Below are 23365 nucleotides of genomic sequence, written 5' to 3'. Positions count from 1 at the left end.
TGATTTATTTAACTTCCTTATCCTTTACTAATATTAGTAGGAAAAACGATATAAACATGCTAAACACCAATATTAAAAACGCTCTATGATAAGCATTAATACTAAAGTATCTATGAGCTCCGTCAGTGGCGATATTTACAATATTATTATGCATATCTATGTATTGACCACTCCATGTCATATCTAAGAAGTATCCTATAAGTGGGTCAAATAATGCTCCCAATAATGGTTCGCCTGTATTTATAAGAGCAGCTACAGTTGCAGCTACTACTATAGGATTAATACGATTGCCTATTGCAAAAGCTAACATATATACACCCAAGCAAAAACCAAATATAAATAATAAAGTACCAGATATTGCCGGAGTAAGTTTAAATTCAAGCACTACTGCTAAAGCTACTGTAGCAATAATATGAAAGAAAACCATTATATTAACTCTATTATCAAACTTCTCTGATAATTTCCCTATAACAGGCGAACCTATAGCTAAACCTAAAAACATCATAGAAACTATATAAGAAGCTTCTTTAGCATCAACACCATATAATCCTCTAAAGTAATTATTACCCCAAATACCTCCAAACACATCTATAGTAGTAAAAGTCAGACCTGTATACATGGTTAGATACCAGTTGTTTTCGTTTAACAATACTTTTTTAATACCTTCAAGAGTGCCCGTTTTTTGCCTTAATTGGTTTGAAAATGAAGCATGAGGATTATAATCTCTAACTAAAGCTAAATATAGAAAAGCTATAACTATACTAAAACACGCATAGCTAATTAAAGCACTATGCCAAGAACCTGTTAGTTCTATAAGATAAACCAAAGGAACTTGCCCAAGTAAAGCACCTGTCATTGCTGCTGACATTAAAAAGCTACACACAAAAGCAAACTTGCGCGGGTCAAACCATACAGCTGCTGCTTTGATATATCCAACAGTAGCAAAAGATGCTCCTACACCTATCATCAGTCTTGAAACACACCCCAATAGAAAACTATGTATATCAGCAGCAAGAACAAATAGTAATAATCCTATAGCTGACAATATAAGAGAAAAGAAACTTACTTTCCTAAACCCTAGTTTATCGATGATAGGCCCAGCAACAAAAAACTGACAAAAAACAACAGACCACAGAAAAAGTGAAACCATCGCGCTCATTTGTGTAGCATTGATAGAGAAACTACTCATCAATTCGTTAGCTATTAAGCTAGGAGAAACATTCATAATATACTTATCAATAAGTAAAAATGAACTTAACCCTACCACGATCCAGGCATAACCTTTTATGTTATATAATTTCATAGTTTATTTTTCTAAAAAGTTTATTAGCTCTTCAAATCCAACTTGGTGCTGGGGCTTATTTTCTTGCAAATACTTTATCACAGCTTGACGTTTTTCTAACTCCTCAGAACCAATTATTACTGCGATCTTCGCTCCAGATTTATCTGCTTTCTTAAATTGTGATTTGAAACTACCAAACTTCAAATCCATATCAAATTTTAAACTACTAAGCTCATAACGTATATAATCAACTAGAGCTAATGTTTTATACAAACTTTCTTTTTCTAATATGAAAAATACGTCACATACACTATTTTGTGAAGGTAATTTACCTAGAGTTTCTAACAAAAGTAAAAGTCTTTCTATACCTATTGCAAAACCTATGGCGCCACTACTTTGGCCACCAAGATCATCTATTAAATTATCATACCTACCACCGGCACAAACTGCACTTTGAGCACCGAGCTTATCTGTAGTCCATTCAAAAACTAAACCACTATAATAGTCAAGGCCACGTACTAAATTTTTGTTAACCGTGTATTTAATACCTAATGACTCTACATATTGACACGTTTGTTGAAACCTTTCCAATAATTCAGTCTCTATAAAATCCATAAGCTTAGGGGCATTTTCAAGGATTTTTTGTGTAGTAGAAACCTTTGAGTCAAGTATTCTTAAGGGATTTTTAGCCAGCCTTTTTATAGAATCGTCATCAAGTTGATCATGAAATGGTTTAAGGTAATCTAATAACGCTTTAGTATACCTTTGCCTATCTAAACTAGAACCTAAACTATTTAGCTCTAAGGTTATATGATCCACCAACCCAAGTTTTTTAAATAAATTCCAAACTATAGATATAACTTCTAAATCTATAGCTATACCATCAAACCCATAAGCTTCTACCCCAAGTTGGTAAAACTGCCTATATCTTCCTTTTTGTGGCCTTTCGTATCTAAACATTGGACCACAATACCAAAGTTTTTGGGTTTGCCCTCTATTTATAAGATTATTCTCTAGAACCATTCTAACACATCCTGCTGTACCTTCAGGACGCAAAGTCAGACTATCACCATTTCTATCAGTAAAATCATAAGTTTCTTTTGAAACAATATCTGATGTCTCACCAACGCTTCTATGGAATAATTCACTTTTCTCTAGAATCGGCAGTCTAGTTTCATTATAGTTATATTGGTCTAAAATCTCTCTTAGCTGTGACTCTAGATATTGCCACTTATAACTATCGTTAGGTAGAATATCATTAAAACCCCGGACAATAGTAAATTTACTCATAAATTCAACCTATCTTAATTTCTCTACGTCATCATCTTTAGGTTTTCGGTAGTTATCTTCCAATGAAGCATCATTTTGACTTATAAATTTGGCATCTGCATCCAGGGCTTTTGAAATTTTTTCTTCCATTTGCATACCATAATCAAGGGAACTATCATAAATAAATTTAAGATCTGGAACCACCCTTAAACTCAATGACTTTGCAATAGATGATCTAAAAAAACCTTTTGACTTTACAAAGGCTTTTGAAATATAAGCGGTATCTTCTGAAATCAAACACGTATAATACACTTTTGCAAAAGATAAATCCTTAGAAACTTCTACTTCTGTAACCGTTGCACTTGCTAGCTTTGAATCCTTAATCTTAGAACGTAATAGCAAAGATATCACTTTCTTAAGCTCACTTGCTACCCTTTGCACTCTACCTTCTGTTGCCATGATTACAACTCCTTAGCCACCTCAACGACTTCAAATACCTCTATCTGATCTCCAGCTCTAACATCATTATAGTTTTTAACACCTATACCGCATTCAAGACCTTTTTTAACCTCAGCAGCATCATCTTTGAATCTTTTCAAAGACTCAAGGCTTCCTTCATATATAACAACATTATTTCTAAGTACACGTATAGGATTAGCCCTTTTGACTAGACCCTCTATAACCATACACCCAGCTATAGAACCAAACTTAGAAGATCTGTACACTTCTCTAACTTCTGCTATACCAACTATTTGCTCTTTCATCTCTGGAGATAAAAGACCACTCATAGCTTTTTTAACATCATCTATCAAATCGTAAATAATATTGTAATAACGTAACTCTACACCATCTGCTTCTGCTATTTTTTTAGCAGCAGCATCAGCACGAACGTTAAAACCAACAACTACCGCCATAGATGCTACTGCTAGAGTAATGTCTGATGAAGTAATTCCACCGATACCGCTAGCAATAATCTCAACCTTGACTTCATCTGTAGATAATTTAAGTAAAGAATCTCTAATAGCTTCAACAGAACCTTGAACATCTCCTTTGAGAATAATTTTTAAAGTTTTTTGTTCGCCATCTTTACCTATATGGTTAAACATATTTGATAATTTCAAAGTCTGCTCATGAGCTACCTTAGCGTCTTTTTGTTTTTGAGCTCTTTGGGAGGCAACCTCTTTTGCTTTTTTCTCACTTTCAACAGCTATCACTTGGTCACCAGCAGCTGGCACCCCTGACAAACCAAGGATTTCCACTGGGGTAGATGGTCCTGCTGATTTAATATTTTTGCCCAAATCATCATACATAGCTCTAACACGACCAAATTCTGTACCACACAGGACAACATCACCTTGCTTTAAATTACCATTTTGGATAAGTATAGTTGCTACAGGACCCCTTCCTTTTTCTAACCTTGATTCAACAACAACTCCTTCAGCATAACCATCAGCGAAAGCTTCTAACTCTAAAACTTCTGATTGTAGGAGAACTGCATCAAGCAAATCTATAATACCCTCACCTGTTTTAGCAGAAACATTTACAAACATAACATCCCCACCCCAGCTTTCTGGTATAACATTTCTCTGAGTAAGCTCACTTATAACTTTTTCAGGATCAGCTTCTGGCTTATCGATCTTATTTACTGCCACAAGTATTGGGACCCCTGCTGCTTTAGCATGCTGTATAGCCTCTTCAGTTTGTGGCATAACACCATCATCTGCAGCAACGACTAAGATAACTATATCTGTTGACTTAGCCCCTCTTGCACGCATAGAAGTAAATGCTTCATGCCCTGGAGTATCTAAGAAAGTGATAGATCCTTTGTTAGTTTTTACAGAATAAGCCCCTATATGTTGAGTAATACCTCCAGCTTCCCCAGAAGCAACTCTAGATTTACGGATGTAGTCTAATAAAGAAGTCTTACCATGGTCTACATGTCCCATAATTGTTACAACTGGCGCTCTTGATAACTTTTGGGTACCACTTCTATCAACCACAGTTATAGCTTCTTCTAAAGCATTTTCATTATGCAAAGTATATTTATGACCCATATCTTCAACTATCAATATAGCTGTATCGTGGTCTAAAGACTGATTAATAGTTGCCATAACTCCCATGTTAAAAAGAGTTTTAACTATCTCTGCACCTTTTACGGACATTTTTTGAGCTAAATCACTTACTGTGATACCTTCATATATTTCTACAGTCTTTACTGTATTTTCAACTGGTTTTGTAAATTCTTGTTTTTTAACTTTTGGAGCTTTAAGCTTGCCTTTTTTAGCTCCAAACTCATCAAAAGACTCTAAATCTCCAGCTAGTTGTGATAACTGTCTTGGATTTGCTTTTTTAAATCCTTTACCAGCCGCCTTTTTAGTTTTTGCACGTTTATCTTCTTCTTCTCTTTTATATTTAGTATTTGTCGTAGAAGTGCTAGCAAACTCTTTTTTGACTGTTTTCTTTTTAGCCGTATTTATTACACTAGACTCAGTATCAGTTGTTGCTATTTGTTCTGGTATAGAAATAAACTTAAAACCACTATCTTTTGGCGCTATAGTTTTTTGCTCTTTTGCATCTGCCACCACAGAACTCTCTACTATAGCAATATCCTTAACAAAAGTTGAATCTTGTTTTTTTAGCTCAAGCTCTGTTTTTTGAGTTAGTTCTTTCTCATGAGGCTTACCAACTACTTGAAAGCCTTCTTTTTGTGTAATCAAAGCTTCCTCATTAGCAACGGTCGATTCTTCTATCCTTCCAGCAACTCGTCTTTTTCTTTTAACAGAAACATTTATTTTATGTTTGCCATCAAGTTTCATTGTAGTTGTCACTTTTTTTCTAGTTGCAGAACTTTTTGCGCTATTTATTTTTTCCAAAAGTGTCTTCATTTCTACTGGGGTTAAAGTATCATTTTCACTAACTTTATTAATACCAAAAGACTTTAACTGCTTTAACAAAGTCTCAACATCTTTATTTGTTTGTTGTGCCAATTGCCCAACCGTAATTTCTGCCATCTCTCTCTCCTTATGTACTTTTATCTCGGTACTTTCTTACTCAAACCAAGGAGCTCTTGCTTGCATTATTAAGTCTGTAGCTTTTTGTTCATCAACTTTTACAATCTCAAGCAACTCATCTACTGATAACTCTGCTAAATCTTCCATAGTTACTATATTCGCTTTCGCTAACTGCTTAGCCAAATCTTCCTGCATACCCTGCATATTTAAAAGATCTTCTGCAGGCTCCTTATCACCTAACGCTTGAGATAAAAGAGCTGTCTTAGCTCTTTCTTGCAACTCATTAACTATATCTTCATCAAATCCTTCGATTTCTAAAAGCTCTTCTTTATCTAAATACGCCAGGTCTTCTAATGTCTCAACTCCTTCTTCAATTAAAACTAAAGCAAAATCATGATCAATATCTAAAACTTCCACAAATTTTTCTACTATAGACATTTGTTTTTCTTCTTGCTCAGCATCTGAAAGGACGTTAATTTTCCAGCCAATTAAAGCACTTGCTAATCTTACATTTACACCATTTTTACCAATAGCTTTAGATAAGCTTTCTTGTTTAACAACTATATCCATAGAGTTAGTTTCTTCATCAACATTAACCTCTAAGATATCCTCTGCAGCAACTGGTGATAAAGAATTAATAGCATATTGTACAATATCTTGGTCCCATAATATCACATCTACCTTTTCACCATTTAATTCACTCATTATGGAATGAATCCTAGAACCTCTAACTCCCACACAAGCACCACAAGGATCTATTCTTTGATCATTACTTTTTACTGTGACCTTAGCTCTAAAACCTAACTCGCGAACTACATTAACTATAGTAATAATTTCTTCTTCAACTTCTGGAACCTCTAGCTTAAATAATGCTTTTAGCATAGTGTTACTAGCCCTACTTAGCATAATAGTGTTAGGCTTACCTTCATCGTCACAGTCTACACTTTCAACACAAGCTCTAATTTTATCACCAACACGAAATCTTTCTCTTGCTATTAAATCTTTTTTTGGCAATATCCCTTCAGCGTTGTTACCTAAATCTACAATTAACAACTCATATGTAGCTCTTTTAATTTCTCCATAAACAATATCACCAATTTTATCTTGATATATTTTTGCTGTTTTCTCTCTTTCGAAACTTTTGATTTTTTTCATTAAGATTTGCTTCGCCGTAGCAGCAGCTATGCGTCCAAACTCTTTGACTTCAACATTTTCTCTGAATACATCACCCGCTACAACATTGTAACCTTTCTCTCTAGCAACATCTTCGTATAATTCTTTAGAATAATCTATTAGATCCTTATCTTCAGAAACAATATGCCATACACGTTCAGCCTTAAAATCACCTGTAACTCGATTAATCTTAACTTCTATATTCATCCTATCATCAAGCTCTTTCTTAAGTATCGTGACTAAGGCTTCCTCCATAGCTTCAAATAGAAGATTTTTTGAAATATCTTTTTCATTTGCTACCGTTTCTAATACTAATAGTAATTCTTTACTCATATTCTTACCTCTATTAACTAAAACTCTGGTGAAACTCTTAATTTCTTGAGTTCTTGAAAATCAAAACAAACTTCTTTACCATCATCTAACTTTAAAACTATACTATTTCCTTCAACTTTATCTAAAACTCCTTTGAATTTTGTTTGTGAGTTTACTGGTTCAAATGTTACAGCCTTTACAGTGAATCCTATTAAAGCTTGTGCCTGATTAATATTGAAAATCTGTCTATTCATACCCGGTGAAGACACTTCTAGTACATACTTACCAGAAATAGGATCCTCAACGTCAAAAATAACACTTAACTCTTTACTTACTGTTTGACAATCATTTACAGACACTCCGTTTTCGTGATCGATAAACACTCTCACTGTAACCGTGCCACTACCAACAATCTCTATTCCCCAAAGAATATAACCTAAATCTGCAGTTATAGGCTCTACTATATCATATAATTTATCTAATAACATTTTTACCCCTTAATTTTGCTTATCTCCAGATAGCAAAAAGGCCCTTGAAGGGCCTTTAAATAAAAAATTCTATTTGGTAGCGGGGGCTGGATTTGAACCAACGACCTTCGGGTTATGAGCCCGACGAGCTACCAAGCTGCTCCACCCCGCGTCTATTATGGATATATAATAGCACTATTTTATACTATTTCAAGTCTTTCTTAGCAATTAAAATTTCTAATAGCATAAATCATAGCTTTTACGTGTTCAGGATTAATATCTGGATATATGCCATGACCTAAGTTAACTATATAATTATTAGCTTTATCTGACTGGATAAAATTCATATGTTGCCTTACTGTTTTTTGAATACTTTCTTTATCTGCATATAAAAATGCTGGATCAAGGTTTCCTTGTAAAACTTTACCACTACCTATCCTTTGACGAGCTTGTTCAATAGTTACACTCCAATCAACACCAACTCCATCACAAGACAAATCTTTATATTCACCAAAAAAGTTTGAGCCTCCTTTTGTAAAAAACACTATTGGTACTGATGGTACAACCCGTTTGACATTTTTAGCTATGTATTGCATATAGTCTAAAGAAAAATCTTTATATTGAGCTAACGGTAAAACCCCGCCCCAAGTGTCAAATATCATCAAAGAATCAGCACCTGCTTTTATCTGCTCTAACAAATAGATAACTGTAATATCTGCTAGTTTCTGTAATAATTGATGCATTAATTGTGGATTTGCATACATCATTTTTCGCAGCTTACTAAACTGCTTGGAACCTTTTCCCTCTATCATATATGCAGCCAATGTCCATGGACTACCAGTAAACCCTATTAGAGGAACATTTATAGCAGCCTTAGTTGTTTGAACGGCAGCATAAACATACTGTAACTTACTTGCGCTTTCATCAACTTCAAGTAGCTTATTTAGATCGTCACTAGTCTCTATAGGATTTAAAAAAATAGGGCCTTCTCCTTTTACAAACTTAAGATCTAACCCCATAGCTTCTGGGATAGTCAATATATCCGAAAAAACAATTGCTGCATCTAGGTCATACCTTCTAAGAGGTTGTAAAGCCACCTCACAGCATGCATCTGGATTGCGACACATATCCATAAAATCTGCAAATTTAGACCTAACCTCTCTATACTCTGGTAAATACCTACCAGCTTGACGCATTATCCAAACAGGAGGCTTCTCTAATTTCTCATGCTTAAAAGCATCTAAAAATAATTTTCTCATACTATTCTGCTTTAATATAATAAACCAACAAAAGGCCGGCACACAGGCACGGCCCCCTACATTATTTAATAAACTTATCCATTTTCCTGTAGCTTATAGCTTCTTGAATTGCTTTTTTATCAACCTCATCATTACCATTAAGGTCAGCTATAGTCCTAGCTACTTTAAGTATCTTATAATATCCTCTTGCTGATAACCCCAGCTTTTCTATTGCTAATTCAAGCATTTTTTTACTATCCTCGCCAAGCGAACAAACTTTATCAAGCTCTTTACTACTTAGCAACGCATTAATTTTATTCTGACGTGATATTTGCAACTGTCGTGCCTTTTCAACTCTAGCTCTAACTAAGCTACTTTTTTCACCCTTAAGATTTTGGTTGGTAAGGTCTTGTTTAGACAATTCTAAAACTTCCACATGTAAATCTATCCTGTCCAGCAAAGGACCTGATAACTTATTTTGGTACCTACGTATTGTTTGTATAGAGTCTGTACATTCTTTAGTTTGAGACCCTAAATATCCACAGGGACAAGGGTTCATAGCAGCAATTAGTTGGAAGTTTGCTGGATACTCTACTTGGCATCTAGCACGAGAAATATTCACAACTCCTGTTTCTAAAGGCTCCCGTAACACTTCTAAAACTTTACGGTCAAATTCAGGTAACTCATCTAAAAACAATACCCCGTTATGAGCTAAAGAAATTTCTCCTGGCATAGGGTTACTACCACCGCCAACTAAAGATACTCCTGAAGATGTATGGTGAGGGTGTCTAAAAGGTCTTTTATAAAAACTCTCTGCTATATGAGACTCTCCTTTAATTGAGGCTATCATTGCTGATGAAAGAGCTTCTTGTTTATCCAATGGTGGTAAAATTGAGTTTAGTCTACTAGCTAACATTGTTTTACCTGTTCCTGGTGGTCCTACTAAAAGAATATTGTGTCCACCAGCTGCAGCTATTTCTAAAGCTCTTTTCGCTTGATATTGACCTTTTACGTCCTCCAAGTCTTGATAAAGACTATCAAAGTCAATATCTAGATTGGGCTTTACTTTTGACTTGTTAATTTCACCTGATAAAAAATCCACAACCTCTTTTAAGTTAACAAAACTATAAGCTTCAACACCTTCAACCAAACCTATTTCTTTTTCATTCTGAACAGGTAAAATAAGTTTTATAGCAGCTTGCACACACTTAATAGCCATTGGTATAGCACTAGATATTCTTCTAAGCTCACCACTTAAAGATAACTCTCCAGCAAATTCAAAATCTTCAACATTCTTACTAACATCTATTTGACCTGATGCGTAAAGTATTCCTAAAGCTATCGGTAAATCAAATCTACCACTACTTTTAGGTAGATCAGCAGGAGCTAGATTAATCGTAATTCGCTTATTAGGAAAGTTAAAACCTGAGTTTATAATAGCACTACGAACTCTATCTTTACTTTCCTTAACAGCAGTTTCTGGTAATCCAACGATTGACAGGCTTGGCAAACCATTTGATAAATGAACTTCTATAGAAACTGAAGGAGCCTCTATACCAAGCTGAGCTCTACTTTTTAGTACTGCTAAAGACATAGCTATTTTTTCTCTGCTAACAGCTGATCTAATTTAGCTTCTATACTTTCAAGTTTTTGACGAGTTTTTAAAAGTATTTTCTTTTGCACTTCAAACTCCTCTCTACTTACTACATCAAGCTTTTTAAGGCTTTTTTTCAGGATACTTTCTTTTGAATTTTTAATTATATCATTTATTGGGCTAAGAACTTTTTTCATAATATATTTAAGTTTTTGCGTAGTATTATTAAAAGTATAGTTTGTACAATTCAAATAGGCAACTAAAGATTAAATCTCAGACCTCTTGTGAAATACTCAAGTTAAGCTAGCATTTACTTTTATTTGGTTACATTTTAGAATCAAAATAAACGTTAAGACTACAATTTAAGATTACTCTAGCAATGCTTGTTGAACCAAATCACAGTAATTTTGTTGATTATTATATAATTTTTTTAAAGAGAAATCGGGGATATTATATTTTAACATATCAAGTAAACGACCATATCTCTCACTAATATTAATTGTTTCATTTCGTGCTCTTCGTACCCAATCCAAGTTTAAATTGCCTATTTGTTCTAGATCGAGCTTAGATTCAGGAACTACACTTGAGTTAAAAATGCATCTAGCTAATTTACTCTGATGGATAGTGGACCTTGACAAGTTTTTAGGCTCTATATAAAAATCTTCCAAAGTAGCAAGGACTGTTAGAGTTCTCCAAAATATTTGGTTTATTTTATATCTAGAAGGATATGATTTATTACGGCTACAGTCTTCTAAATATTTAATTACAGAAGTTAATATTCTACCTTTTTTATTATTATATTCAGCTACATTATACCACTGGCGCAGCAAAGCATTAAAAAAACTTTTTAAACTAATAATTAATTGATTTTGTTTTCTTAATTTTGTCTGCTTAGATTCCAAATAATTACGGCGTGTTAATTGGATTTTCACAACTTGTTTATCAAAATATATAGCTTTATTCATAAGGTCTTTTTCTACACTATCACATCTACGACCTATTGCATTCAATTTATTCCGTTGCTCTTCATAAAATTTAGCAAACGTTTCTATGTACTTTTGCTCCTCTTTACAAGACAATATATCCTCTTTATCCTGTGGTAAAAGTGGAATAGTAATATCTATCTTCATAAATTCAATTTCATCAGTTTCACTTTCATTGGTAGATATAAAGTTTCCTTGAACTCCGTAAAGGGATGCATGATCGAAATGTAATGCAAAATCAGATAATTTTGTAGCCTTATATATCCAAGGATCAACAATAATTGCATTATCGAAGTCTTTATCTTCTATAATAGCCTCTAACTCATAGCTAATGTCATCTCCAATTCCACCCTTGTACTGATGAATTAATGCTACTGCATGATCCCTACCAGAGAACTGAATTAAAGAAAGATAGAATTTTCTTCCTTGTAATTTTATTATTTCAGATGCTATGGCTGCTATATAGAGACAAGCTAATGTTAGATCACTACAATTACCTACACCTATATTTAATGCGTTTTTTGCTCTTTCATATAACATGCCTTTACTTCCTATATTGCAATATTTACCCCAATGCGTAGAAAGTAGATTACTATTGTATTTACATAAATCAGTATTTCCATAATCTTTATTGAGTAAGTCTATATTTTGGGAATATGGAATATAAGTTCTGACACTTTGAACGAGAGCGGACCCTAACGCTAATAACTCATCACTATTTATTTTCATTATGATACATTAAATAAAATATTTAATATATTTTAACATAAAATAATTAAAGTATGCCTAAATATTTAGTTTGTATAATCCAAATAGGCAACTAAAGATCATCCGCTCCTTTAACATGCCACCTAACGTCACTTACAATCGCTTGCATAAATAAATCATTAATTTTACCTGACTCTATTTCATGGTTTGACAACGTTATGATTTTCTGTAAAGTCAGCTCCACTGCGTCAGCGTAAATGTTTGTAGCTATACTCATATTTTTATAATCAATTGAAAAACTTCTTGGAAGCTTTACGCGTATTGAATCATAATCAATAAAACTCAATAAGCTTTTGATTTCTAATAAAGTTGCCTTTGTTAAGTATAAATGTGCAACACTATTAATTTGAGATATCCCAGACATCGCAGTTGACCTAAATTCAAATAAAGTTTTAGGAGACAAATCAGCATCTACTATAAAAAATTGCTGTTTTACTCCTCCCCAATTTCCTAGGTTTATAGCTATATCATTAATGTACAAACAAGAAAATGCTAGTTTTGCTAAACCTATCTCACCACCAATATTTTTTAGAAAAGTTTCTCTTATAAATCTTTTCTCATCAGTTATAGGTATTTTTTTTACCAAAAATTCTCTATTAGCTTTTTTTACAAACTGTGAAGCTGGTTGAAACTGATATTCAAATTTAGTCCCATACAATTTTTCTGCTGGAATATTTTTATCTCCGTGAAATACAGAACCACCTTTTTCATAAAAGAATTTACCCTCAGGAGCATCAATACCAATGCTCTTTAGAAATGCAAAATTCAAATGCCCTTTAATCATATCAGGAGAGACATTTAATCCACCAGGTTGCTCTAAAGACTTAAATACATATCTTTCATTATTATATGTACATACTTTACCTGCACTTACACCTGCTGACTTACTTATACAATCTGACAATATCAGCGATACATCTTCAAATAAATTTTCATCAAAAACCAGCGAAGTCGAAGTTGTAATTGCACTAGATTTTGCAATACGAGGAAGCATCACGATTAGTAACATAATTAACAATGCTTTTAGTGTAATAGGGTACTTATATTTATAAGCCAAAGGGATTGTATTGGTTGCATAAGTTTTTTGTTTTTCAGCTTGAATATTACTAAAAGCAATTTCTTTTAATATTTTATAAACATCGGCACTATGAGCCTGATAAGTTTTATCAAGCTTCATATGAAAATCCTGATTTGACCTCTCTAGAAATTTCAACTGACGCTTAGAGATTTTCCTATCTGGAATCTTATGAAGGTATGGTTTAAACATAAATTAGCGTATGGCTTATCTTCAAAGTAATATTAATGTGCAATTTTAACTAAAAATTTAATAGTATACGACAAATAGTATTCATTTCTATTTAATGGCATTATTAAATAACATTCACAACCTGAGAAAGAACGCCCAAAAGAAGCATCGGCATAATACCTAAAAATAGTAATACCAAACCGTTTACACTTAATGCCACTAAAGAGGTAAGTGGTGCTTTTACTGTCTCTTCATTCTCAGGTTCGTCAAAATACATCATCTTGATAATACGGATGTAGTAGAATGAAGCTATCACCGCCATAAATAATACAAAGCAAGCTAAAACATAACTACCATTATTTATCAGCCCCATAATAACAAATAGTTTTGCTATAAAGCCACCAAATGGTGGAATACCTGCCATTGAAAACAATACTATTAACAAAATGAATGCCAACCAGGGATCTTTGGTATTAAAACCTTTTAGATCATTAAAGCTTTGTACCTCATAACCACCAACACTTATAGTAGTCAAAACACCAAATGCTGCCAAAGTTGTAAATACATACACAATCACATAGAAACTAGCTGCTGTCAAGGCATAACCTTGTGGTTCCAAAGTCGTTGCTAACAATACAAAACCAATTTGTGAAACTGTTGAATAACCCAACAGTCTTTTTATATTAGTCTGTGATAATGCTACTAAACTACCAAAGAATATTGATGCAATACCAATTAATCTAAACAAATATACCCATGATGCCTTAAATTCTGGAAAGCCAACAAATAAGATATTTACCAACATAGCAAATGCTGCTACTTTAGGAATAGTTGCTACAATATTAGCAACCGCGTTTGGTGCTCCTTCATACACATCTGGTAACCACATATTAAATGGTGCCGCACCAAGCTTAAATAAGAAAGTTGCTGTCATCATTACTAAACAGATTAGTAAGAATTTGTATTCTAAACTGTCAAAACTATGCGCAGTTATAAATTTAGCAATATTGACGATATCTAGCTGCCCTGTAATACCATAAACGAATGACATACCAAAGAGTAATAATCCTGAAGCAATTGCTCCAAGGATAAAATACTTAATTGCAGCCTCTAAACCTTTACCAGATTCACGATAAATGGCAATTAAAGCATATAATGGCAATGACAATAATTCCAAACCAATATAAATAGTTATCAGATTATGTGCTGCAGTTAGAACCATTGATCCTAAAATAGCTAACATTAGCAATGTATAAAAATCGCCATCGGAAATTTTTCTATCTTTAACATACTCACGTGAGTATAAGGCAACAAACAAAGATAAAACCAAGATTACCAGCTGTAATGTATAGGCAAAACCATTAAAGACTACTCGTCCTTCAAAGGCACTTCCTGCTTGTAAGATATACTCTTTAGCAAAAGTAGCTATTAGTGCTAAGCTTACAAATACCTGAAAAAAGATATAATTAATATTTTTAATTTTACCATGTAAAAATAGCCCAGAGAACATTACAATCAAAACACCTACTGCTAACAATATTTCTGGTAAGATAAAAAGAACAGATAAATTCATAACACCACCTTATAGAGATAAACCAACAATATGCGCCGAAGCTGCTGCTGAAAGCTTAAGTATCGGCTCTGGATATAAACCAAACAATAATGTTGGTATCGCTAATAATATAAATACTAAAATTTCCATTTTATTTAAATCTTGTAAATTAGCTACTTGTGCTGAAACTACTTCACCAAAAAAAACTCGCTTATACATCCACAGTGTGTAGATTGGAGCAATAATCAAAGTTAGACCAGCTATCAAAGCCACAAGTGGAGAGTACTGAAAAACTGCCAACAATATCATAAATTCACCCACAAAACCACTAGTACCTGGTAAACCAACGTTAGCCATACAGAATAGTAAAAAGAACGTTGCAAATATTGGCATAGTTTTTGCCACTCCTGAAAATGATGAAATTTCTCTTGTATGCATTCTTAGATACAAGTAACCAATACCTATAAACATACCACCAGAAGAAAACGCATGAGCTATCATCTGAAACACTGCTCCTTGTATAGCAAGTTGCGCATGAGTTGCTCCTAAATTAGGGTCTATATTTTTTAGTATAAATATAGAAAATAATCCTAAAGTTACTAAACCCATATGGGAAATAGATGAGTAAGCTATAAGCCGCTTAACATCTGTTTGTGCAACAGCCACTATCCCGACATAAACAATTGCTATTAAAGATAAAATCACCAATACATATTCTAATGAGGTAGTAACCTCTGGTAACATTGGGATTGCAAACCTTAAAAAACCATATGCTCCTAACTTAAGCATAAGTGCTGCTAATATTACCGAACCTCCGGCAGGTGCTTCAGAATGGGCATCTGGTAACCATGAATGGAAAGGCCACATCGGAATTTTTACAGCAAATGCTAAGAAAAAAGCTCCAAACACTAGCCACTGTGCTGTAAGTGTAAACTTAACGGTATCAACTAAACCTTGTGACTGTGTGGCCCACGCTATAAAGTTTTGAATAGAGTAAGTATCAGCATTGATTAAAATATCTGTAGAAGAATTAGCTACTCTAGTCTGTAAATACAATATAGCCGCTAGTAAAAACACTGAACCAAAAAATGTATACATAAAATATTTAACAGCCGCATAAGCTTTACGCTTACCGCCCCAGATACCTATACCTAAACAAGTTGGAATAAGTAAAGCTTCCCAAAATACATAAAATAAAATTGAATCTGTTGCAGCAAAAACACCATTAGTTAAACCACAAGTTATCAAAAAGATAGCCATATACTGTCTAACTTTGACTTTAATAGAGGTCCAAGCAGCTAACACTATTACTAAAGTAGTAAAAGATGTTAATACAATAAATAAAACTGAAAAGCCATCAACACCTAAACTATAGTAAACATCGTGTAAACCAAATACTTTGAACCATTTTACACTTTCTTTGAATTGCATCGCTGAACTAGAAGGATCAAACGCGCCCACTAAAGAAATACATAAAGCTAGTGTTAAGCTACTAAAAACTAGTGCAACCCAACGTGCAGCATCTCCGTGCAACTCTTTTGTTCTAGTAGCTAAAACTACAAAACCGCCTACAATAGGTAGCCAAATTATCAAGCTTAATAAGTAATTTCCTAAATTCATAGTATAAATCTATCCCCTAACTGCCTAAACTATTATTAGCAACATCATAAATAACAATACACCTATAATCATGATAAACGCATAATCATACACATAACCACGTTGCACTTTTCTAAAGTTATCACCTGTTTGGTATATTAAATTAGATGTACCATGTACAATCGTTTTATCTATGATAAATATATCTACAACCTTCCATAAAAAGGCGCTGATACATAAAAATACTCTCACAAAAACCACATCATACAAAAAGTCTATAAAATACTTTCTAACCAAAATATAGTATATAACTCCTACACCTGAACTAGTTTTTGATAAAAACTCTGGTATACGAGGAAACCAAACGTATAAAACATAAGCTAATACTAATGCGCTTAACGCTAACCAAAAAGGCAAGGTATCTATAGAGTGCTCCATAAAAGCAAAAGCAGCAGTAGTAAACGGTTCACTAGCTAAATGTGCAGTTACAGATACACCATGTAAACCAGCTTGGCTATATGCACTTATTGTATCTCCAAACAACCCATGATTTTGAGATAAAATACTATCAAAAAAGTATTCACCAATAAAAGCTGATGGAATAGCTAGCAATATTAAAGGAATTAATATACTAATCGGAGATTCTTTAAGATGCGATTTTTCATCTTCAGACATTCTTTCTTTACCATGAAACACTAGAAAAAATGTTCTAAACATGTAAAACGAAGTTACAAAAGCGCATGCTAGAACCATGTAGTAAGCGAACTGATGACCAAATACAGTTGTACTTTGAGCAGCTTCGATAATTAAATCTTTTGAGAAAAATCCTGAAAATGGCGGTAATGCAGCTAAAGACCATGTTCCTATAAACATACATATATAAGTTACTGGCATATACTTTCTTAATCCACCCATTCTGCGAATATCTTGCTCATGATGCATTGCCACGATTACAGATCCTGCTGCTAAAAATAACAGTGCCTTAAACATCGCATGTGTCATAAGGTGGAACATCCCTATAGAAAAAGCTCCAGCACCTTGTGCTACCATCATATAACCTAATTGTGATAAGGTACAATAAGCAATAACCCTTTTTATATCTGTTTGAACTATTGCTATAAAACCCATAAACAAGCAAGTAATTGCTCCAATTATAAGCACAAAACTCAAAGCTGCTTCTGATAATACAAACATCGGTGATAATCTAGCAACCATAAATACACCGGCTGTAACCATCGTAGCAGCATGTATCAATGCTGAAATAGGAGTAGGACCTTCCATAGATCCCTCTAGCCATGAATGTAATGGAAATTGAGCTGATTTACCCATAGCCCCGATAAATAAAAGTACGCATATAAGCGTAACTGGACTAAAGCTCAAACCTAAGAAATGAACAACTTGAGTATTATCAATATTAGGCAAAGCTGCAAAGACGGTACTATAATCTACTGAACCTGTATATAAAATTACCGCACCAATACCTAATAAGAACCCTAAATCACCGACCCTGTTTACAATAAAAGCTCTCAAGCTAGCAACATTTGCTTTCTCTCTATTAAAATAAAAACCTATCAATAAGTAAGAGAAGAGTCCTACTCCTTCCCAACCAAAAAATAACAATAGGAAATTATTACCCATTACTAAGCATAACATGGTAAAAGTAAAACCGGAGATGTAAGCAAAAAATCTTGCATATCCATCTTCACCTTTCATATAGCCTATAGAATAAACATGCACCAAAGTAGATACAAATGTAACTATAAGCATCATGTAAACAGTTATTCTATTTACAGTAAACCCAACATCCAGAGAAAACTCTTTAGATATAGGTGCCCACCTATAAAAGCTTATATCATATACATGACCGTTAAAAACCCCATATGCTAAAACTGCGCTAAGCACAAAAGAGAGTCCACATAAACAAATGGTAAAAAAGCTAACTCCTTCATTTTTGACAGATCTACCAAAAAAACCTGCAATAACAGCACCTAATAAAGGTGATAAAACTATAACTGCAATTAATACGGCTGCTATTTGATTATTTATTATCATTATTGCCTAGCCTCTCAAAGTATTAAGTTTACTCAAATCAATTGTCTTGCGCTTTCTAAATATTGCAACAACTATCGCTAAACCTATAGCTGTTTCAGCTGCCGCTACTGCCATGATAAAAAACACAAAAACTCCACCTACTGCTTGTTGGTGCATATTAGCAAATATTAAAAAATTAGTATTAACAGCTAAAAGCATTAACTCTATAGACATTAGTAAAATTAAGATATTTCTTCTGTTTATAATGACCCCAGCAATACTTATAACAAATAAAATCGTACTAAAAATCAAACCATTTGTTACTGAAACTGATATTAAGTTACTCATTTGTCTTACCTTTATTACTTGGTATTTTTACCATTGTTAAACGATCTTTTGCTCTAACTTTAACTTGTTTAGCTGGATCAACAGATTTGTTATTTTTACGTTTAGACCTTAAAGTTAAAGTCACCGCTGCTACCATAGCTGCTAATAAAATAAAGTCAACTAGCTCAAAGACGTACAAATTGTTATCATTAAACATAGTAAAGCCTATAATTTTTAGACCACCCACACCAGCTTGCATCTGACTACCAGCAAACACATGTATAGCGGCATAACTTATAATAGTAGCAAATATAGTACAAACGATTATGGCGGCTAAAGCATAAAAAAACCTACCTACTCTACCTTGTTCTTCAACGTGTAAATCCAACATAAATACCACAAATAAAAACATTACAAGCACTGCACCAACATACACCACAATCAACAGTAAAGCTAAATATACTTGTTGTAATACAATCCATACACATGCTGTAAATATAAATGTAAAAATCATAGCTATCACAGAATTAACAGGGTTATTAGCCAACACTAATACCAAAGCAGAAACAATAGCCAACGACGCAAAAATATAAAATAAAATGTCTGTTAAAAACATATTTCTACCTAAAATCCTTATCTTGTAGTCTATCTGCTGCTATTTGAGATTCATACTTATCGCCTATTGCTAAAAGTTTAGCTTTAGTCATGATATTTTCACCACGCTCTTCAAAATGGTATTCTAATATATTTGTTTCTACTATAGAGTCAACTGGACAAGATTCTTCACAGAAACCACAGAAAATACATTTAAACAAGTCTATCTCATAGCTAGATGTTCTGCGCGAACCGTCTTCTCTTTCTGTGGACTGTATAGTAATAGCCAAAGCTGGACAAACTACTTCACAAAGCTTACATGCTATACACCTTTCTTCACCATTTTCATAGCGTCTAAGAGCATGTAAGCCCCTAAATCTACTTGATATTGGCGTTTTTTCATCCGGGTATTGTACTGTAACTTTACGGGTAAAGAAGTGCTTACCAGTAACCTTAAGACCTTTTAATAGCTCCCACAACAAAAAGGTCTTTAAAAAAGTCGTTATATTTCTCATAATACTATCCTTTTTACCACCAAGGTCCCACACCAAATCTGACCATGCATGCTACCACCACTACCCAAATAAATGTTAGTGGAATAAATATTTTCCATCCAAGACGCATGATTTGGTCATACCTATATCTAGGATATGTCGCTCTTATCCATAAGAACATAAACATAAATATACCAGTTTTACCGAATAACCAAACTGTTGCTGGGACAATGTCAAAGTAGCTTTCTAACGAAGTTCCTTGGAAAGGTGAATTCCAACCACCTAAAAACATAATTGCCGTTAGGATACTTATTAATATCATATTTGCGTATTCTGCCAAGAAAAATAACGCAAACCTAGATCCTGTATATTCTATATGGTGTCCAGCTACAATTTCAGATTCACCCTCCACAACATCAAAAGGCGCTCTATTAGTTTCTGCAATTCCTGATATAAAATAAACTATAAATAGCGGAAATAACGGAATAAAATACCAATGTAAAATACCACCTTGCTGGGACTCTATAATACCAGTTATCCCCATTGAACCTGATGCTATTACAACACCAACTATTGCAAAACCCATAGCTAATTCATATGAAATAACCTGAGCCCCTGCTCTTAAAGCACCAAATAAAGAATATTTACTATTTGAAGCCCAACCAGCTATCACAATCCCATAGATTGAAAAAGAAGTCATTGCTAAGATATATAATAACCCAAGATTCATATCTGATAGTACAACACCTTTTGCAAATGGTATAACTGCCCAAGCAGCATAAGCTGGTGCAAAAGCTAAAATAGGTGCTATAAAAAATAGATATCTATTAGAATTTGTTGGAATAATTATCTCTTTTAGAAAAAGTTTTAAAGCATCCATTATCGGTTGTAACAATCCAAAAGATCCAACCCTATTTGGACCTATTCTATCTTGCATATAGCCAATAACTTTTCTCTCAGCATAAGTATAATATGCAACCACTAAAATCAAAGGGACTATGATAAGCAAAACATAAAGTGAAGTCCAAAGAATATACTTTAACATGCCTATTCCCCTCCTTGAGCAACAATTTTAATATTTATATTATCGTTATGGATGAAAGCTTTATTTAAGCTTCTTGGTAGCATAAAGTTTTTAGAATGAAGACTTTTATCAATTATTACATCTAACTGCAACTCATTATTTATATCATAGATTTTTATACTTGCCTGAGTGTCTTGTAAACCTAGCTCACTTGCTAGAGCCTGAGATATTCTAACACCCTTGAATCTTTGTGCGTCTTGGGTCTGTTGGAGTGGCTTAGCTCTTCTAAGTAAGCTTGAAGAATCATACATAGAGTTAGAGGCTACAAAAGCTACGCTTTTTTCATAATCAAGGTCAGTATTAAGAATTTGTCTCACATGATTTGGAGTAACACGCGCTCGAAAACTATAAGTATCATCTGAAATTTCTGTAATAGTATTATACTCAAAACCTTCTAAACCTAATAAATTACCCAAGACTCTTAAGATTCTCCAAAGTTCTTTATTATCGGCATATGGTTTGACAGCTTGCTTGAACTCTTTTTTATTACCGAAAATATCAATAAAACTACCTTCAGTCTCGTAATGAGTAGCTACTGGAATGATTATATCTGAAACATCCTTAGTAAATTTGTCTGCAAAAGAGGTAAAGCTTACAACAACATCTATCTCATCTAGAGCCTGCTTAAGCTTATCTTCACCATATAAAGCATCCTTGGAAAGCTCTGTATGAGTAGTAAGTAGAAGCTTTGTCTTTGTTTGTCCATTCAAGCACTTATAAGTACTAAAATCAGCTTTAGATGAACTTAGAATTCTATCAGCTGCTACAGAGTTAACGTTACTAGCTAAAAAGCCTCCTCTTACATGTGTAACTTTTTCAAGTATCGCAAATATACTAAACACTGTTTCAAAACAGTTATTATTTACTATATCTTGGCCAATTATAACCTTAGGATTATTTGCAGCAATTATCCTATCTGCAACATCTCTAACCTCACCTGCGGGATCGACTTTCCTCAAAATATCATCTAGCTCACCATAAGCAATATTTGCTCTAACAAAGATAGCCTTTAAAAGAGATAAAGTTATATAGCGAATGTGATCAGCTGCTAATTTAACCTGATTTACGCTATAATTAAAATCATAATCACAAATATTCCATGCAACGGCTTTAGCCGAATTCTTCTCAACAGCTTCCTTGATAGCAATATTTATTAGTGGGTATTCTTTTCTAACATTAGAGCCCAAAACAAGAATAAAATCACTATTTTTAATATCATCATATGAGCAGCTAAGCCCTTTACCAGAACTAACTCCCGCAGAATTAGTAAACTGTCTAATCCTAGCATCTATATTAGAAGAGCCTAAAGCTTGAATTAGCTTTTTCATCAAAAACATTTCTTCAGATGTGGATGTTTCTGAGACAATAGCAGATATACTATCAGCTGTATATTTTTCTCTTGTATGTTCGATAGCAACTTTCACAAAGTCCAGAGCTTCTTCCCAAGAAACTTCAACCCAGCTACCAGATTTCTTAATCATTGGTTGCTGAATTCTATCTTCACTATATAATCCTGCATACTCAAATCTATCTCTATCAGCTATCCATGTACCTGTTATCTGATTCTCTGCTGGTACAACTCGTATGAGCCTATTTTGGTACACATGTGCATTAATGTCTATGGCTAAACCATCTCCAGCGGATACTGTTGGAAACTGTTTTAATTCCCAAGCTCTTGCCTTAAACCTAAATGGCTTGGATGTAAGAGCTCCAACTGGACAAAGGTCTATAACGTTACCAGAAACTTCTGAATTAACCATATCTCCAGATATGTAGGTACTGATTTCAGAATGATCTGCTCGGCCGATAACGCCTAATTCTTTAACCCCTGCAACCTCTTCACCGAAACGTACACAACGCGTACATAATATACACCTAGTCATGTCAGTCGCTATAAGTGGCCCAAGATTTGGATTAGCAACAGCTCTTTTAGATTCTTTATAATCAGAGGTTGTTTTACCATAACCCATGGCTATATCTTGTAGTTCACATTCACCACCTTGGTCACATATCGGGCAATCAAGAGGGTGGTTTATGAGTAGAAACTCCATCACATCTTTTTGCATCTTAAGAGCCGTTTCAGAACGAGTTTTAATTTTCATCCCATCGGCAACTGGTGTAGCACATGCTGGAGATGAACGTCTTGCGCCCTCTACATCAACCAAGCACATACGACAATTTGCTGCTACCGATAATTTTTTATGATAACAAAATCTAGGAATATAAATCCCGTTAGCATCAGCTATCTCAATTATAGATTGATTAGGTAAAGCTTCATAACTTTTACCATCAATCTCTATATTTATTTTTTTGGACTCTTTATTGTCTGACACAAAACCAC

The 23365-nt window shown here is 33.8% G+C and carries 19 protein-coding genes and 1 tRNA gene; all 20 read right to left on the bottom strand.

Features of this window, described 5'->3' with window-relative positions; genetic code table 11:
- Positions 1 to 4: 4 nt before the first annotated feature.
- On the bottom strand, positions 5 to 1303 hold the full coding sequence (locus FRA_RS00820; protein WP_035720847.1) for an MFS transporter: 1299 nt from the start codon (positions 1301 to 1303) through the stop codon (positions 5 to 7).
- A 3-nt stretch (positions 1304 to 1306) separates the two neighbouring features.
- Positions 1307 to 2572: a histidine--tRNA ligase gene (gene hisS, locus FRA_RS00815; protein WP_035720846.1), complete on the bottom strand. Its 1266-nt coding sequence runs from the start codon at positions 2570 to 2572 to the stop codon at positions 1307 to 1309.
- 9 nt (positions 2573 to 2581) lie between these two features.
- Positions 2582 to 3010 carry a 30S ribosome-binding factor RbfA gene (gene rbfA, locus FRA_RS00810; RefSeq protein ID WP_035720844.1) on the bottom strand — a complete coding sequence of 143 codons (429 nt, stop codon included), beginning with the start codon at positions 3008 to 3010 and terminating at the stop codon, positions 2582 to 2584.
- Between the two features lie 2 nt (positions 3011 to 3012).
- Complete coding sequence (gene infB / locus FRA_RS00805) at positions 3013 to 5562, bottom strand: translation initiation factor IF-2 (RefSeq protein WP_035720841.1); 2550 nt, start codon at positions 5560 to 5562, stop codon at positions 3013 to 3015.
- A gap of 36 nt (positions 5563 to 5598) precedes the next feature.
- Positions 5599 to 7068, bottom strand: a complete 1470-nt coding sequence (nusA, locus tag FRA_RS00800; RefSeq protein ID WP_035720838.1) for a transcription termination factor NusA — start codon at positions 7066 to 7068, stop codon at positions 5599 to 5601.
- A gap of 17 nt (positions 7069 to 7085) precedes the next feature.
- Positions 7086 to 7535: a ribosome maturation factor RimP gene (rimP, locus tag FRA_RS00795; RefSeq protein WP_035720835.1), complete on the bottom strand. Its 450-nt coding sequence runs from the start codon at positions 7533 to 7535 to the stop codon at positions 7086 to 7088.
- A gap of 74 nt (positions 7536 to 7609) precedes the next feature.
- A tRNA-Met gene (locus tag FRA_RS00790) sits at positions 7610 to 7686 on the bottom strand.
- A 49-nt stretch (positions 7687 to 7735) separates the two neighbouring features.
- Positions 7736 to 8773 carry a uroporphyrinogen decarboxylase gene (gene hemE / locus FRA_RS00785; protein WP_035720832.1) on the bottom strand — a complete coding sequence of 346 codons (1038 nt, stop codon included), beginning with the start codon at positions 8771 to 8773 and terminating at the stop codon, positions 7736 to 7738.
- 61 nt (positions 8774 to 8834) lie between these two features.
- On the bottom strand, positions 8835 to 10346 hold the full coding sequence (locus FRA_RS00780; protein WP_035720829.1) for a YifB family Mg chelatase-like AAA ATPase: 1512 nt from the start codon (positions 10344 to 10346) through the stop codon (positions 8835 to 8837).
- A gap of 2 nt (positions 10347 to 10348) precedes the next feature.
- Positions 10349 to 10597: an accessory factor UbiK family protein gene (locus FRA_RS00775; protein ID WP_321174131.1), complete on the bottom strand. Its 249-nt coding sequence runs from the start codon at positions 10595 to 10597 to the stop codon at positions 10349 to 10351.
- Positions 10598 to 10714: 117 nt separating this feature from the next.
- Complete coding sequence (locus tag FRA_RS00770) at positions 10715 to 12058, bottom strand: hypothetical protein (protein ID WP_035720824.1); 1344 nt, start codon at positions 12056 to 12058, stop codon at positions 10715 to 10717.
- A gap of 91 nt (positions 12059 to 12149) precedes the next feature.
- Positions 12150 to 13274, bottom strand: a complete 1125-nt coding sequence (locus tag FRA_RS00765) for a hypothetical protein (protein WP_035720821.1) — start codon at positions 13272 to 13274, stop codon at positions 12150 to 12152.
- 193 nt (positions 13275 to 13467) lie between these two features.
- Positions 13468 to 14916, bottom strand: coding sequence for an NADH-quinone oxidoreductase subunit N (locus FRA_RS00760; RefSeq protein WP_035720818.1), 1449 nt, complete (start codon positions 14914 to 14916; stop codon positions 13468 to 13470).
- 9 nt (positions 14917 to 14925) lie between these two features.
- Positions 14926 to 16515 carry a complex I subunit 4 family protein gene (locus FRA_RS00755; RefSeq protein ID WP_035720816.1) on the bottom strand — a complete coding sequence of 530 codons (1590 nt, stop codon included), beginning with the start codon at positions 16513 to 16515 and terminating at the stop codon, positions 14926 to 14928.
- Positions 16516 to 16539: 24 nt separating this feature from the next.
- On the bottom strand, positions 16540 to 18546 hold the full coding sequence (nuoL, locus tag FRA_RS00750; RefSeq protein WP_035720813.1) for an NADH-quinone oxidoreductase subunit L: 2007 nt from the start codon (positions 18544 to 18546) through the stop codon (positions 16540 to 16542).
- Between the two features lie 6 nt (positions 18547 to 18552).
- Complete coding sequence (nuoK, locus tag FRA_RS00745; protein ID WP_035720810.1) at positions 18553 to 18873, bottom strand: NADH-quinone oxidoreductase subunit NuoK; 321 nt, start codon at positions 18871 to 18873, stop codon at positions 18553 to 18555.
- A complete protein-coding gene (locus FRA_RS00740) occupies positions 18866 to 19468 on the bottom strand; it encodes an NADH-quinone oxidoreductase subunit J (RefSeq protein ID WP_035720808.1) in 603 nt (200 codons plus the stop codon). Before FRA_RS00740 ends, nuoK begins: the two co-directional genes overlap by 8 nt.
- 4 nt (positions 19469 to 19472) lie before the next feature.
- A complete protein-coding gene (gene nuoI / locus FRA_RS00735) occupies positions 19473 to 19961 on the bottom strand; it encodes an NADH-quinone oxidoreductase subunit NuoI (protein WP_035720807.1) in 489 nt (162 codons plus the stop codon).
- Positions 19962 to 19974: 13 nt separating this feature from the next.
- Positions 19975 to 20985, bottom strand: a complete 1011-nt coding sequence (gene nuoH, locus FRA_RS00730) for an NADH-quinone oxidoreductase subunit NuoH (protein ID WP_035720805.1) — start codon at positions 20983 to 20985, stop codon at positions 19975 to 19977.
- A gap of 2 nt (positions 20986 to 20987) precedes the next feature.
- Complete coding sequence (gene nuoG, locus FRA_RS00725; protein WP_035720802.1) at positions 20988 to 23357, bottom strand: NADH-quinone oxidoreductase subunit NuoG; 2370 nt, start codon at positions 23355 to 23357, stop codon at positions 20988 to 20990.
- Between the last annotated feature and the right edge of the window lie 8 nt (positions 23358 to 23365).

Source organism: Allofrancisella heilbronnii, from assembly GCF_000710735.2.
In the GTDB taxonomy this organism is placed as follows: Bacteria; Pseudomonadota; Gammaproteobacteria; order Francisellales; family Francisellaceae; genus Francisella; species Francisella frigidaquae.
The sequence above is the reverse complement of the archived record's forward strand: the minus strand, read 5'-3'. Positions and strand labels throughout refer to the sequence as shown.